15 protein-coding genes are annotated in these 14,975 nt (G+C 60.4%); 13 read left to right on the top strand and 2 right to left on the bottom strand.

Annotation, left to right across the window (positions count from 1 at the left end):
• Window positions 1–57: 57 nt before the first annotated feature.
• The 6 genes from alc to E4T63_RS08775 all read left to right on the top strand — a co-directional run bounded on the left by alc (window position 58) and on the right by E4T63_RS08775 (window position 6,835).
• Window positions 58–1,053 (top strand): allantoicase, encoded by a 996-nt coding sequence (alc, locus tag E4T63_RS08800; protein WP_003223166.1) that lies wholly within the window; start codon window positions 58–60, stop codon window positions 1,051–1,053.
• Window positions 1,054–1,170: 117 nt separating this feature from the next.
• A complete protein-coding gene (locus tag E4T63_RS08795; RefSeq protein WP_041068829.1) occupies window positions 1,171–1,674 on the top strand; it encodes an ureidoglycolate lyase in 504 nt (167 codons plus the stop codon).
• 51 nt (window positions 1,675–1,725) lie between these two features.
• Window positions 1,726–3,039, top strand: coding sequence for a urate hydroxylase PuuD (locus tag E4T63_RS08790; protein ID WP_135295276.1), 1,314 nt, complete (start codon window positions 1,726–1,728; stop codon window positions 3,037–3,039).
• A 335-nt stretch (window positions 3,040–3,374) separates the two neighbouring features.
• Window positions 3,375–4,733, top strand: a complete 1,359-nt coding sequence (locus tag E4T63_RS08785; protein WP_134785816.1) for a nucleobase:cation symporter-2 family protein — start codon at window positions 3,375–3,377, stop codon at window positions 4,731–4,733.
• Between the two features lie 157 nt (window positions 4,734–4,890).
• Window positions 4,891–5,676 (top strand): outer membrane protein OmpK, encoded by a 786-nt coding sequence (locus E4T63_RS08780; RefSeq protein ID WP_096797020.1) that lies wholly within the window; start codon window positions 4,891–4,893, stop codon window positions 5,674–5,676.
• Window positions 5,677–6,049: 373 nt separating this feature from the next.
• Complete coding sequence (locus E4T63_RS08775; RefSeq protein ID WP_127651706.1) at window positions 6,050–6,835, top strand: outer membrane protein OmpK; 786 nt, start codon at window positions 6,050–6,052, stop codon at window positions 6,833–6,835.
• A gap of 123 nt (window positions 6,836–6,958) precedes the next feature.
• Here the strand turns inward: E4T63_RS08775 and E4T63_RS08770 are convergent, their stop codons facing one another.
• Both E4T63_RS08770 and E4T63_RS08765 read right to left on the bottom strand, forming a co-directional pair.
• Window positions 6,959–8,131: a patatin-like phospholipase family protein gene (locus E4T63_RS08770; protein ID WP_135295275.1), complete on the bottom strand. Its 1,173-nt coding sequence runs from the start codon at window positions 8,129–8,131 to the stop codon at window positions 6,959–6,961.
• Window positions 8,132–8,166: 35 nt separating this feature from the next.
• Window positions 8,167–9,102, bottom strand: a complete 936-nt coding sequence (locus E4T63_RS08765; RefSeq protein WP_096797021.1) for a lipid A biosynthesis lauroyl acyltransferase — start codon at window positions 9,100–9,102, stop codon at window positions 8,167–8,169.
• Between the two features lie 117 nt (window positions 9,103–9,219).
• Between E4T63_RS08765 and minC the strand changes: the two genes are divergently transcribed.
• The 7 genes from minC to E4T63_RS28490 all read left to right on the top strand — a co-directional run bounded on the left by minC (window position 9,220) and on the right by E4T63_RS28490 (window position 14,935).
• Entirely contained in the window at window positions 9,220–9,957 is a 738-nt protein-coding gene (gene minC, locus E4T63_RS08760) for a septum site-determining protein MinC (RefSeq protein ID WP_027613349.1), read from the top strand.
• A 199-nt stretch (window positions 9,958–10,156) separates the two neighbouring features.
• Complete coding sequence (gene minD / locus E4T63_RS08755; protein WP_098967914.1) at window positions 10,157–10,969, top strand: septum site-determining protein MinD; 813 nt, start codon at window positions 10,157–10,159, stop codon at window positions 10,967–10,969.
• Window positions 10,969–11,223 carry a cell division topological specificity factor MinE gene (gene minE / locus E4T63_RS08750; protein ID WP_003223146.1) on the top strand — a complete coding sequence of 85 codons (255 nt, stop codon included), beginning with the start codon at window positions 10,969–10,971 and terminating at the stop codon, window positions 11,221–11,223. Before minD ends, minE begins: the two co-directional genes overlap by 1 nt.
• A 91-nt stretch (window positions 11,224–11,314) precedes the next feature.
• Window positions 11,315–11,950: an RluA family pseudouridine synthase gene (locus tag E4T63_RS08745; protein ID WP_027613350.1), complete on the top strand. Its 636-nt coding sequence runs from the start codon at window positions 11,315–11,317 to the stop codon at window positions 11,948–11,950.
• Window positions 11,951–12,003: 53 nt separating this feature from the next.
• On the top strand, window positions 12,004–13,101 hold the full coding sequence (locus tag E4T63_RS08740; RefSeq protein WP_135295274.1) for a hypothetical protein: 1,098 nt from the start codon (window positions 12,004–12,006) through the stop codon (window positions 13,099–13,101).
• Between the two features lie 172 nt (window positions 13,102–13,273).
• The gene (locus E4T63_RS08735; protein WP_047598982.1) at window positions 13,274–14,563 is read left to right on the top strand and encodes a M18 family aminopeptidase; all 1,290 of its coding nucleotides are present in this window, start codon (window positions 13,274–13,276) and stop codon (window positions 14,561–14,563) included.
• Between the two features lie 195 nt (window positions 14,564–14,758).
• Window positions 14,759–14,935 (top strand): hypothetical protein, encoded by a 177-nt coding sequence (locus E4T63_RS28490; RefSeq protein WP_007965354.1) that lies wholly within the window; start codon window positions 14,759–14,761, stop codon window positions 14,933–14,935.
• Window positions 14,936–14,975 lie beyond the last annotated feature (40 nt).

The following is a 14,975-nucleotide window of genomic DNA, read 5'->3' as shown; positions in this document are numbered from 1 at the left end:
GAGCACCCAGGGCCTTGCAAGCATCCCCAGCCAACTTATTAAAGGCAGACAAGAAGAATGAAAGCTTACGCCGTACCTTTCGAGAAGTTCGTCAACCTGGCCGATGCCCGTCTGGGCACCAAAATCATCTCGGTCACCGATGACTGGTTCGCAGACGCCAATCGTCTGTTTCAGCCGACCCCGGCCGTGTGGAAGGAGGGGGTGTTCGACGACAACGGCAAGTGGATGGACGGCTGGGAATCGCGTCGCAAGCGCTTTGAAGGCTACGACAGCGCGGTGATCCGCCTGGGCGTACCGGGTTCGATCAAAGGCGTGGACATCGACACCTCATTCTTCACCGGCAACTTCCCGCCATCGGCCTCGCTGGAAGCGTGCTTCCTGGCCTCGGGCGAGCCGGACGAAAACACCCAGTGGACTGAAGTGCTGTCGGCCGTCGAGCTGCAAGGCAACAGCCACCACTACCACGAAATCAGCAATGACCAAGCGTTCAGCCACTTGCGCTTCAACATCTACCCGGACGGCGGCGTCGCCCGTCTGCGCGTGTACGGCATTCCGTTCCGCGACTGGTCCGCTGTTGGCGATAACGAGCAAGTCGACCTGGCTGCAGCCCTTAACGGAGGCCGCGCCCTCGCCTGCTCCGACGAACACTTCGGTCGCATGAGCAACATCCTCAACCCGGGTCGTGGCATCAACATGGGCGACGGCTGGGAAACCGCACGTCGTCGCACCCCGGGCAATGACTGGGTGATCGTCGCGCTGGGCCATCCGGGCGAGATCGAAAAAATCATCGTCGACACCCTGCACTTCAAGGGCAACTACCCGGACACCTGCTCGATCCAGGGCGCGTTCGTCAAGGGCGGCACCGACAGCCAGATCGAAACCCAGTCGCTGTTCTGGCGTGAACTGCTGCCGAGCCAGAAGCTGGAAATGCACGCCGAACACACCTTCGTCGAGCAGATCAAGGCACTGGGCCCGATCACCCACATCCGTCTGAACGTGTTCCCGGACGGTGGTGTGAGTCGCCTGCGCGTTCTCGGCAAGGTAGCGAAGTAAGCGGCGCGACCATTCGCGAGCAAGCTCGCTCCCACATTGATCGCAATTCCTGTGGGAGCGAGCTTGCTCGCGAAAGCGTCAGATCAAACAACACAGAATTCGGATAAGAAGAACAGCATGCGCACACTACAGATTGAACCGCTGACCAAAGAAGCCTTCGCCCCCTTCGGTGACGTGATCGAAACCGACGGCAGCGACCACTTCATGATCAACAACGGTTCGACCATGCGCTTCCACAAACTGGCGACGGTCGAAACCGCTACGCCTGAGGACAACGCGATCATCAGCATCTTCCGCGCCGACGCGCAGGACATGCCGCTGACCGTGAGCATGCTGGAACGCCATCCGCTGGGCAGCCAGGCTTTCATTCCGCTGCTCGGCAACCCCTTTCTGATCGTGGTCGCGCCACTTGGCGATGTACCTGTATCAGGCTTGGTCCGCGCCTTCGTCACCAACGGCAGGCAGGGCATCAATTACCATCGCGGCGTCTGGCACCACCCGGTGCTGACGATCGAAAAGCGGGATGACTTCCTGGTGGTTGATCGCAGTGGCACAGGCAATAACTGCGATGAGCATTTTTTCAAAGAGGATGAGCGTTTGATCCTCGCCCCCCACCAATAAGAGAAGGTCTGATCACTCGACAACAAGAGTGACAGGCGAGAGGTAAAGACTGTGGAAGCACATCTGTTGGAATGGCTGAACCTGAGCGTGCGCTGGGTTCACATGATCACTGGCGTGGCCTGGATCGGCGCGTCGTTCTATTTCGTCTGGCTGGAGAACAACCTCAACCGCGTCAACCCGAAAACCGGTCTGGCCGGTGATCTGTGGGCAATCCACGGCGGCGGTATCTATCACCTGGAAAAATACAAACTGGCCCCACCGTCGATGCCGGAGAACCTGCACTGGTTCAAATGGGAAGCCTATTTCACCTGGATGTCGGGGATCGCGCTGCTGTGCGTGGTGTTCTACTCCAACCCCGTGCTCTACCTCGTGGCACCCGGCAGCGGCCTGACCGGCCCTGAAGGCGTGGCCATCGGCATCGGTTCGCTGATCGCCGGCTGGTTCATCTACGACTTCCTCTGCGATTCGGCCCTTGGCAAGAAACCCGCCCTGCTCGGCTTCATCCTGTTCGTGCTGATCATTGGCGCGGCGTATGGCTTCAGCAAGGTGTTCAGCGGTCGCGGTGCATACCTGCACGTCGGCGCGATCATCGGCACCATCATGGTCGGCAACGTGTTCCGCATCATCATGCCGGCACAGCGTGCACTGGTCGCAGCGATCGCCGAGAACCGTACACCGGACCCGGCGCTGCCGGCCAAAGGCCTGCTGCGGTCGCGTCACAACAACTACTTCACCCTGCCGGTGCTGTTCATCATGATCAGCAACCACTTCCCGAGCACTTACGGCAGCCAGTACAACTGGTTGATTCTGGCCGGGATCGCGGTGTTGGCGGTGTTGGTGCGTCACTACTTCAACACCCGTCACGACAGCCACAAGTTTGCCTGGACCCTGCCCGTGGCAGCGGTGGGCATGATCACCCTGGCGTACGTCACCGGCCCTGCGCCGATGCCAACCGCACCGGACGTGGCCAAGGCACCCGCGAAAATCGAGTACCAGCCACTGCCGGAAACGGCACTGGGCGGTGGCGCGAAACCGGCTGAAGCGGCGGCACCTGCAGCGCCAGCAGCCCCTGCGGCAGCACCGGCGCAAGCGTCCAACGCAGGCCCTGCGTTCGACAAGGTGCACAACGTGATCCAGGAACGCTGCGCGGTCTGCCATTCGGCCAAACCGACCAGCCCGTTGTTCAGCGCGGCGCCCGCCGGTGTGATGTTCGACACCCCCGAGCAGATCCGCCAGAACGCGGCGCGGATCCAGGCGCAAGCCATCACCACGCAGATCATGCCACTGGGCAACATCACGCAGATGACCCAGCAGGAACGTGACCTGATCGGTGCATGGATCGCCCAGGGAGCGCAGACCAACTGAGCCAGACAAAAGCCTGTGTAAAAGCAGGCTTTTGTGGTGATGGGATTTACTTGTGCTTGAGGATCTACCTGTGGTGAGGGGATTTATCCCCGATCGGCGGCGCAGCCGTCGCAAACCTGGCAATCGCAATCTGCCTGATGTACGCGGTTGCAGGTTTTGGGGCTACTTCGTAGCCCATCGGGGATAAATCCCCTCGCCACAATAAATCTCCTCATAACAAATGGTTTCCTCACCACAACAAGCTTTTTGCCACATATACGAATGAAGCAAAAGGACAGCTGTGAGCCACCCGGCAGCTGTTCAATCACAAGAATAAAAAAGATCCGAGGTGTTGCATGTCCGAGCTGTCCAAAGCGCGCATCCCCGACGCACCCGCCATTCAGCGTTTGCCCCTTTTGCAACTGATCCTGGTCGGTTTGCAACATGTTCTGCTGATGTACGGCGGTGCCATCGCGGTGCCGTTGATCATCGGACAGGCCGCTGGCCTGAGTCGTGAAGAAATTGCCTTCCTGATCAACGCCGACCTGCTGGTCGCCGGTATCGCCACCATCGTCCAGTCGCTCGGCATCGGCCCGATGGGCATCCGCATGCCGGTGATGATGGGCGCCAGTTTCGCCGCCGTCGGCAGCATGGTCGCCATGGCCGGCATGCCCGGTATCGGTCTGCAAGGGATCTTCGGTGCAACCATCGCCGCCGGGTTCTTCGGCATGCTCATCGCGCCGTTCATGTCCAAGGTCGTGCGTTTCTTCCCGCCGCTAGTGACCGGCACAGTCATCACCTCGATCGGTTTGTCGCTGTTCCCCGTGGCCGTGAACTGGGCCGGTGGCGGTGCCGCCGCGGCGCAATTCGGCTCACCGATTTATCTGGCCATCGCCGCTCTGGTACTGGCGACCATTCTGTTGATCCACCGCTTCATGCGCGGTTTCTGGGTCAATATTTCCGTACTTATCGGCATGTGCATCGGTTACGTGCTGTGCGGCGCCATCGGCATGGTCGACCTGAGCGGCATGGCCAACGCGCCATGGGTTCAGTTCGTCACCCCGCTGCACTTCGGCATGCCGAAATTCGAACTGGCGCCGATCCTGTCGATGTGTCTGGTGGTGGTGATCATTTTCGTCGAGTCCACCGGGATGTTCCTTGCGCTGGGCAAGATCACCGGTCAGGAAGTCTGCCCGCGGATGCTGCGTCGCGGCCTGCTGTGCGATGCCGGCGCCTCGTTCGTCGCCGGTTTCTTCAACACCTTCACCCACTCCTCGTTCGCGCAGAACATCGGCCTGGTGCAGATGACCGGCGTGCGTTGCCGCTCGGTGACAATCGTTGCCGGTGGTCTGCTGATCGTGCTGAGCCTGCTGCCGAAAGCCGCATTCCTGGTGGCGTCGATTCCGCCGGCGGTGTTGGGCGGTGCGGCGATCGCGATGTTCGGCATGGTTGCTGCCACCGGCATCAAGATCCTGCAAGAAGCCGACATCGGCGACCGGCGTAATCAACTGCTGGTGGCGGTGAGCATCGGCATGGGCCTGATCCCGGTGGTGCGTCCGGAGTTCTTTGCGCATCTGCCGCTGTGGATGAGCCCGATCACCCACAGTGGCATCGCCATGGCCACGCTCAGCGCGCTGACGTTGAATCTGCTGTTCAACATCCTCGGCGGCGCCGAACGCGCAGCGATCAACGACTGCCACGCACATCAGCATTAACAGCAACCGATTTAACCCTGTAGGAGTGAGCCTGCTCGCGATAGCGGTATGACATTCAACACTTGAGTTGACTGAAAGAACGCCATCGCGAGCAGGCTCACTCCTACAAAGGGAAACAGCTCTGCGCCTTAAAAATAAAAACAAGAGGGAGCAACCGATGATTCGCACGCAAACCAGCGTTCTGTTGAGTGGCGGCCTGCTGGCCGCGAGTCAGGCCATGGCCGGCGATTTACTGCTGTGGCAGACCAACAGCCTGAGCTACCTGTACGGCAAGAACTTCGCGATCAACCCGTCGATCCAGCAGACGGTGACGTTCGAGCACGCCGACAAGTGGAAGTACGGCGACAACTTCCTGTTCGTCGACAAGATCTTCTACAACGGTCAGGAAGACCGCAACAAAGGCCCGCACACCTTCTACGGCGAATTCACCCCGCGCTTCTCGTTCGGCAAGATCTTCGACCGGAAAATCGAATTCGGCCCGATCAAGGACGTGCTGCTGGCGATGACCTACGAGTACGGCGAAGGCGATAGCGAGGCCTACCTGATCGGCCCCGGCTTCGACCTGAAAGTGCCCGGTTTCAACTACGTGACCCTGAACATCTTCCGCCGCCAAACCGAAGGCCCGCGCCCCGGCGACGGCGTCTGGCAGATCACCCCGGGCTGGTCGTACAGCGTGCCGCTGGGCAACTCCGACCTGTTGATCGACGGCTATCTGGACTGGGTGGTCGACAACGATCAGAACTCGCGCGGCACCTACCACGCCAACCTGCACATCAATCCACAGATCAAATATGACCTCGGCAAAGCCCTGGGCTGGAGCCACAAGCAGCTGTATGTCGGCACCGAATACAGCTACTGGAAGAACAAATACGGCGTCGAAAGCAGCCACAACCTCGACACCAACCAGAACACCGCCAGCCTGCTGGTGAAGGTGCACTTCTGAGATGGCCCGCAACCGTGCCCCATACCTGTCGTCGGTGCTCTGTTGCGGGGCACTTGAGAGCTGGCCGAGGAGTCAGTATTCTCCGCGGCCTCTTGAATTCGGTCTAAAAAAAAGCCCGGATTTAATTCCTGACCGACAAGCCAACTTATCCCGGCCCCGGTCAGTACCGAGGCATCCCGAAAACACGCGCAATCGACTGTTTTTCAGCAGCCGAACGGGCGTTTTTTTGCTTTTCGAAAGCGTTGGCCCAGCTCTTGCTATCACCAGCGAAGCTGACCGATCGGATGACTTTTGCAGCGACGAAAAAAGGCGCCACACCAGAGCGCCGATCTTAAAAAAATAAACGTGGAACACCTACTTTGGGAGCAACCGAATGAAACGTATGTGCACCAGCCTGATGCTCGCGGGATCGATGCTGGCCGGCGGCCAGGCCATGGCCGACGGCCTGCTGCAATGGCAGAACAACAGCCTGACCTACCTCTACGGCAAAGACTTCAAGGTCAACCCGGCGATCCAGCAGACCGTCACCTTCGAGCACGCCGATGCCTGGAAGTACGGGGACAACTTCCTGTTCGTCGACAAGATCTTCTACAACGGCAAGCCGGATGGCGGCGTCGGCAACAACACTTACTATGGCGAATTCAGCCCACGACTGTCGCTGGGCAAGATCCTCGACCAGAAGATCGAATTCGGTCCGGTCAAGGATGTGCTGCTGGCGATGACTTACGAGTTCGGTGAAGGCGACGTCGAGTCGTACCTGATCGGCCCGGGTTTTGACCTGGCGATTCCAGGCTTCGACTACTTCCAGCTGAACTTCTACCAGCGCCACACCGAAGGCTCGCGCGCCGGTGACAACGTCTGGCAGATCACCCCGGTCTGGTCCTACACCATTCCGGTTGGCGACTCGAACATCCTGATCGACGGTTTCATGGACTGGGTGGTCGACAACGACGTCAACAGCAAAGGCGAATACCACGCCAACCTGCACTTCAACCCACAGGTCAAATACGACCTGGGCAAGGCGCTGAATTTCGGCGAGAAGCAGCTGTACGTCGGTGTTGAATACGACTACTGGAAAGACAAGTACGGGATCGACGACACCCGTGCGTTCACCACCAATCAGAACGTGACCAGCTTCCTGGTGAAGTTCCACTTCTGATCCTGGTATCAGTGGCGTCTGCAAGGACGCCTTCACGAGCAAGCCCGCTCCCACACTGGTTTTGTGACCAACACAGAACCAATGTGGGAGCGAGCTTGCTCGCGAATGGCTTCAGCACAAATATCAGGTGGGCGCGACCGCCTCGGTGATCCCGAGAAACCGGCACAACTCCTCACGCTTGGCCAACGCATCGCGCCGTCCCAGATCGATCAGCTCGCTGCAATACCCCGCCTCGAACAACAGATAACTCAGCACCCCTGCCCCACTGGTCTTGGTCGCCCCCGGGCCGCGTAAGAACAGGCGCAATGCCGCCGGCAACTCCTGCCGATGCCGCGCCGCGATCTCGTCGATCGGCTGACTCGGCGCAATCACCAGCACTTCCACTGGCGCCACGCCCAACTCACGAGTCGGCACGCCCTCGGGCATCAGGTGGCTGAACTGGTTCAGACGCTGCAGCAACTCGATGTCGCTCTCCAGACTGTCAATGAACGTGCTGTTGAGCATGTGCCCGCCGATCTGCGCCAGCGTTGGCTGCTGACCGGTGTAGGCGCGCTCCAGCGGCTGCTGCGGATCAAACCCGCGCGGGTTGCCGCTGACGCCCACCACCAGCACCCGACTCGCGCCCAGGTGCAGCGCCGGGCTGATCGGTGCCGACTGGCGTACCGCGCCGTCGCCGAAATATTCCTCACCGATTTTCACCGGGGCAAACAGCAACGGGATCGCCGAACTGGCGAGCAGATGGTCCACCGACAATTGCGCCGGCACGCCGATCCGCCGATGGCGCAACCACGCATCGATCGTGCCGCCGCCCTGATAGAAGGTCACCGCCTGCCCCGATTCGTAGCCGAACGCGGTCACCGCCACCGCATGCAATTGCTTGCGCGCGATGGATTCGGCGATACCGGGCATGTGCAGTTTTTCATTGAGCAGCTCGCGCAGCGGCGAACTGTTGAGCAGCGCCACCGGCAGTTGGCGACCGATGCCGAGCAGGCTGTGACTGAAAAAGCGGCTGGCCTGACGGATCACCCCCGGCCAGTCACTGCGCAACACCCGATGACTGCGAAAGCCCTGCCAGAACAGTGTGAGGCGTTCGATGGCCGCGCGAAAATCGGTGGCACCACTGGCGAGGCTGACCGCGTTGATCGCCCCGGCCGAAGTGCCGACGATCACCGGAAACGGATTGTCCGCGCCCAGCGGCAGCAATTCGGCAATCGCCGCCAGTACCCCCACCTGATACGCCGCCCGAGCCCCGCCGCCGGAAAGAATCAAACCTGTGACCGGTTCCGCTGGGCTCATCGCAACGCTCCATGGTGCTTGAAAGGGTGAGTGAATCAGCCGCGCCGTTTCGGGTAAAGCTTCGGCTCGCCCGGTGGACGGCTCTTGAAGCGGCGGTGCGCCCACAAGTATTGCTCAGGGCAGGCGCGCAGCGCACTTTCCACCCACTGGTTGATGCGGATGCAGTCGGCTTCTTCGGTCTCGCCCGGGAAGTCTTCCAGCGGCGGGTGGATCACCAGTTTGTAACCGCTGCCATCCGCCAGACGCTCCTGAGTAAACGGCACCACCAGCGCTTTACCCAAGCGGGCGAATTTGGTGGTCGCGGTCACGGTCGCCGCCTGAATGCCGAACAGCGGCACGAAGATGCTTTGCTTGGCGCCGTAATCCTGATCCGGTGCGTACCAGATCGCCCGGCCCGAACGCAGCAACTTGAGCATGCCACGCACGTCGTCACGCTCCACCGCCAGCGAATCGAGATTGTGCCGCTCACGGCCCCGACGCTGGACGAAGTCGAACAACGGGTTTTTGTGCTCGCGGTACATGCCATCGATGGTGTGCTGCTGGCCGAGCAACGCGGCGCCGATTTCCAGGGTGGTGAAGTGCGCGGCCATGAGGATCACGCCCTTGCCTTCGCGCTGGGCCTTTTGCAGATGCTCCAGGCCTTCGACATGCGCCAGTTTGGCCAGACGCTCACGGGACCACCACCAACTCATCGCCATTTCAAAAAAAGCGATGCCGGTGGAGGCGAAGTTTTCCTTGAGCAAGCGTTTACGCTCGGCGGCGGATTTTTCCGGGAAGCACAGCTCGAGATTGCGCTTGGCGATACGCCGCCGGTCGCCGGCCACGCGATACATCAATGCGCCCAGCACACGACCGATCGTCAGTAAAACCGCATACGGCAACTGCACGACCAGCCACAACAGCCCCAGACCGCACCAGAGCGGCCAGAAGCGGGGAGAAAGAAAGGCTCTTCGAAAACGCGGGCGATCCATTAAAGCTTCCGTAAATTCAGTGGCCGCGCATTCTACATCGTTCGACCCGGCTTGCGGCTCGCGGGCGTTCTCGTTATAAGTCTCGGCACTTTTAGTGACAAGCCGTTGTATGCCGATATGAGCCAAAACGAATCGCCAGACCGAGATCCCGTGTTCCAGTTGAAGGGCAGCATGCTGGCCATCACGGTGCTGGAACTGTCCCGCAACGACCTCGACAGCCTTGATCGGCAACTGGCCGCCAAAGTCGCCCAGGCGCCGAATTTCTTCAGCAATGCACCGTTGGTCCTGGCGCTGGACAAACTGCCGCCCGGCGAAGGCGCGGTCGATCTGCCCGGCCTGATGCGCGTATGCCGCCAGCATGGTCTGCGCACCCTGGCGATCCGCGCCAGCCGTATCGAAGACATCGCTGCCGCCATCGCCATCGACATCCCGGTGCTGCCGCCGTCCGGCGCCCGCGAGCGACCGCTGGAAGCGCCGGAACCGGAAGTCAAAAAGAAGCCGGAAAAGCCGCCGGAGCCAACGGTCAAACCGACCCGCGTCATCACCACGCCAGTACGTGGTGGCCAACAGATATATGCCCAGGGTGGCGATCTGGTCGTCGTTTCTTCGGTCAGTCCGGGGGCGGAACTTCTGGCCGATGGCAACATCCATGTATACGGCCCGATGCGCGGTCGCGCACTGGCCGGCGTCAAAGGCGACACCAAGGCCCGGATTTTCTGTCAGCAATTGAGCGCTGAACTGATCTCCATCGCCGGGCATTACAAGGTTTCCGAAGATTTGCGCCGCGATCCACTGTGGGGCTCCGGCGTCCAGGTCAGCCTGTCGGCCGACGTGTTGAACATCATTCGGCTTTAACGGATACTGCCGCATTTTCCAAGCATCTCTAAAACGTAGCGAAAACGGCTCAAACGAAGTAGGAAAAAGGAACAAGCAGCGTTTGCCCCCGGCAATTGCGACTTGCGCCGAATTCCAGCCAAGGCTGTCCGACTGCAGTAGTTTTCAAGAGATGTTTTTCAGGGGCTAAAAAGTCCTTCTTCCTTAGGGGTGAAACACCTTGGCCAAGATTCTCGTGGTTACATCCGGCAAGGGTGGTGTGGGTAAGACCACCACCAGCGCCGCTATCGGTACCGGCCTCGCTCTGCGCGGCCATAAAACAGTGATCGTCGACTTCGACGTGGGCCTGCGTAACCTCGACCTGATCATGGGTTGCGAGCGTCGCGTGGTGTACGACTTCGTCAACGTGGTCAACGGCGAAGCCAACCTGCAGCAGGCCCTGATCAAAGACAAGCGCCTGGAAAATCTCTACGTGCTGGCCGCCAGCCAGACCCGCGACAAAGACGCGCTGACCCAGGAAGGCGTGGAAAAAGTCCTGATGCAGTTGAAGGAAGACTTCGACTTCGTGGTCTGCGACTCCCCGGCGGGCATCGAGAAAGGTGCGCACCTGGCCATGTATTTCGCCGACGAAGCGATCATCGTGACCAACCCGGAAGTGTCCTCGGTACGTGACTCCGACCGCATGCTCGGCCTGTTGGCCAGCAAATCGCGTCGCGCCGAAAAAGGCGAAGACCCGATCAAGGAACACCTCCTGCTGACCCGTTACAACCCGCAGCGCGTCAGCGATGGCGAGATGCTGGGCGTCGAAGACGTGAAGGAAATCCTGGCCGTGACCCTGCTGGGCGTCATCCCTGAGTCGCAGGCGGTCCTGAAGGCTTCCAACTCGGGCGTTCCAGTGATTCTCGACGACCAGAGCGATGCCGGTCAGGCGTACAGCGATGCCGTTGATCGTCTGCTGGGCAAAGAAAAAGAACATCGTTTCCTCGATGTTACGAAGAAGGGATTCTTCGAGCGCCTGTTTGGAGGTAGGTAATGAACCTTTTTGACTTCTTTCGTGCCAACAAAAAGCCAAGTACCGCCTCGGTAGCGAAAGAGCGTCTACAGATCATCGTGGCGCATGAGCGCGGCCAGCGCAGCACGCCGGATTACCTGCCAGCCTTGCAGAAGGAACTGGTCGACGTGATCCGCAAGTACGTCAACATCGGCAACGACGACGTACATGTTGCACTGGAAAGCCAGGGCAGTTGCTCGATTCTGGAACTCAACATCACCCTGCCCGATCGCTGAGTCGATCCGGCAGGAACGACGGCGGCTCAGGGCCATTCCCATCGCGGAATGGCCCTGAGCCGCCGTTGGCATTTGTTACGAGGCTGTTTTAATGCCGTTGTCCAACATCCGCATCATTCATCAGGACGCCGCCGTACTGGTGGTCGACAAACCGACGTTGCTGCTCTCGGTGCCCGGTCGCGCCGACGACAACAAGGACTGCCTGATCACCCGCCTGCAGGAAAACGGCTACCCGGAAGCGCGCATCGTCCATCGCCTGGACTGGGAAACCTCCGGCATCATTCTGCTGGCCCGTGACGCGGATACTCACCGCGAACTGTCGCGGCAGTTTCACGATCGTGAAACAGAGAAAGCCTACACTGCGCTCTGCTGGGGTCAGCCGGAACTGGACAGCGGCAGCATCGACCTGCCGTTGCGCTACGATCCGCCGACCAAACCGCGGCACGTGGTCGACCACGAATTCGGCAAGCATGCGCTGACCTTCTGGCGCGTACTGGAACGTTGCGGCGACTGGTGCCGCGTCGAACTGACGCCGATCACCGGTCGCTCGCACCAGTTGCGTGTGCACATGCTGTCCATCGGCCACCCGCTGCTGGGCGACGGGCTGTACGCCCATGAGCAGGCCTTGGCGGCCTGGCCGCGTCTGTGCCTGCACGCCAGCATGCTGAGCTTCACCCACCCGCAAACCGGCGAGCGTTTGCGCTTCGAATGCCCGGCACCGTTTTAAGCGCTGCCTGAGTGGCGGCGCTGTTTTCTTTTGGACAAGGATTCTGTTTTCGGATGAGTTGTATCGATTCCCTGGTAACCCCCCTCACGAAAGTTCGTCATCAACTGCTTTACCTGGTTTACGGCAATCAGGATGTGTACCGGCGCGAAGCCAAGTTCAGCATCCTGACCGTACTGTCCCAGGCTAAAAACGGCGAGCGTCCGGCGATCCGCATTCTCACCGATCGCCCCGACGACTATGCGGGCTGGCCGGTCGACACGGTGTTGCTGGATGAAGCGACTCTGACCCGCTGGCAAGGCACCCACGGCTATCACCACCGCCGCAAGGCCTGCGCCATCGCCGCGGGCATGCAGTGGGCGGAAAAAACCCTGTTCGTCGACACCGACACCCTGTTCACCCGCCACCCGAGCCAACTGTTCAAATTCATCGAGCCGAATCGCTCGGTGATGGATCGCTTCGAGTACGACTGGAAAGATGTGCATCAGCGTCCCGACTATCAAAAACTCGGTCGCGACCTGCGCAGCCACGGCGTGACGCCGGATAACGGTTTCAAGCTCTACAACAGCGGCTTGTGCGGCGTGACCGACAGCGACTCAGCGCTGTTCGAAGAGTCGATCCGCCTGATTGATGAGTGGACACTCGGCGGCTTCGAAATCCACACCATCGAACAGATCGCCCTGTCGTATGCCATGCGCGAGCGTCAGGTGGTGGAAGCGCGCAAACACGTCTACCACTACTTCGCGGAAAAACGTTTCTTCCACGCGATGCAGACATACTTCTTCTCCCAGCACGGCGAGCAGTTCAGCCAGCGCCTGGTGGATCTGTGCAGCGATGTGCCACGGGTCAAGCCGTTCCCCTCGGCCTGGCGCCGATTGAAAATCAAATGGAAGCTGCGCCACCAGAAAGGTGCCCTGCGCAAGGTCGGTCGTGATCTGCTGTACGGCAGCGCCGCGCCGGAAGATCCGTACTACAGCGTTTGCCGACACGAATGGTGGGAATGCGCCTCGCGGGAAATTCTGCGTTGGGACGAGAGCCAGCAGAAAAAACTGCTGAGCCAGAAGTCCTGGCCGCAACAGCTGCCGCGTCCGGATAAACCGGAAGATGAAAAAGTCATCATGAACTATTTGAAAAAACGCATAGCCGCCCGCTGATCCACATTACTCCCTGTGGGAGCGGGCTTGCTCGCGAAAGCGGTGTGTCATCCAAAAATCTGCATCTGACCCACCGCTTTCGCGAGCAAGCCCGCTCCCACCCCGATCCTGCCCGGATTCAATTCCCGGGCCGATGCGTTAAACTCGCGCCCATTGCTGTCTGGAGCTTCTTATGCGCGAAGAGTTGAACCAAGGCCTGATCGACTTCCTCAAGGCCTCCCCTACCCCGTTCCACGCCACCGCCAGCCTTGTTCAGCGTCTGGAGGCCGCCGGTTACGTGCGCCTCGACGAGCGCGAGCCATGGACTACAGAGGCCAACGGCCGCTATTACGTCACCCGCAACGACTCCTCGATCGTCGCGATCAAAATGGGCCGCAACTCGCCGCTGCACGACGGTATCCGTCTGGTCGGCGCCCACACCGACAGCCCGTGTCTGCGGGTCAAGCCGCAACCGGAACTGCAACGTCAGGGCTTCTGGCAACTGGGCGTTGAAGTCTACGGCGGCGCGCTGCTGGCGCCGTGGTTTGACCGCGACCTGTCGCTGGCCGGGCGCGTCACCTTCCGTCGCGACGGCAAGGTCGAAAGCCAGCTGATCGACTTCAAGGCGCCAATCGCGATCATTCCCAACCTGGCGATTCACCTGAACCGTGAAGCCAACCAAGGCTGGGCGATCAACGCACAGACGGAGCTGCCGCCGATCCTCGCGCAGTTCGCCGGTGACGAGCGCGTCGACTTCCGTGCGGTACTGACCGATCAACTGGCCCGCGAACATGGCCTGAACGCCGATGTGGTGCTGGATTACGAGCTGAGTTTCTACGACACCCAGAGCGCGGCGGTCATCGGCCTGCATGGCGACTTCATCGCCGGCGCGCGCCTGGACAACCTGCTGTCGTGTTACGCCGGCCTGCAAGCCCTGCTCACTGCCGACACCGAAGAAACCTGCGTGCTGGTGTGCAACGACCACGAAGAAGTCGGCTCCTGCTCGGCGTGCGGTGCCGATGGCCCGATGCTCGAACAGACCCTGCGCCGCCTGCTGCCGGAAGGTGACGAGTTCGTCCGCACCATCCAGAAATCGCTGCTGGTCTCAGCCGACAATGCCCACGGCGTGCACCCGAACTACGCCGAGAAGCACGACGCCAACCACGGTCCGAAACTCAACGCCGGCCCGGTGATCAAGGTCAACAGCAACCAGCGCTACGCCACCAACAGCGAAACCGCCGGGTTCTTCCGCCACCTGTGCATGGCCGAAGAAGTACCGGTGCAGAGCTTCGTGGTGCGCAGCGACATGGGCTGCGGCTCGACCATCGGCCCGATCACCGCCAGCCACCTGGGCGTGCGCACCGTCGACATCGGCCTGCCGACCTTCGCCATGCACTCGATCCGCGAACTGTGCGGCAGCCACGACCTGGCGCACCTGGTCAAAGTGCTGAGCGCGTTCTACGCCAGCCGCGAGTTGCCTTAAAAGCTGAAAAGCTTCGCGAGCAAGCCCGCTCCCACATTGGAATGCATTTCAACCTGTGGGAGCGGGCTTGCTCGCGAAAGCGCTCGTGCAGACAACAAAGATTCATCGTAGAACCGAATCATTCCTGATACACATCACTCCTCGCTGCAGAAAGCGACCTAGACTTAAATCATTCCCTTCGACAAGGCAGTCACCATGATTTCGATGTCCTCCTTCCACGCCATGCTCATTCCGATACTGTCCGGGATGATCCTGCTGGCGATCGGTTTCAACTTCCGCGACAAGAACGCCGGTGTGTTTGCCATGTGGGTCGGCATGCTGATGATCCTGGCGACCGTGGTCTACAAGATCCTCGCCAAACTCAACGAATAAATCCGCGCCCGGCTCGCATTGATTCTGGCTGCCTCGTACA

It is taken from the genome of Pseudomonas fluorescens, assembly GCF_004683905.1.
Classification (GTDB): domain Bacteria; phylum Pseudomonadota; class Gammaproteobacteria; order Pseudomonadales; family Pseudomonadaceae; genus Aquipseudomonas; species Aquipseudomonas putida_A.
The sequence above is the reverse complement of the archived record's forward strand: the minus strand, read 5'-3'. Positions and strand labels throughout refer to the sequence as shown.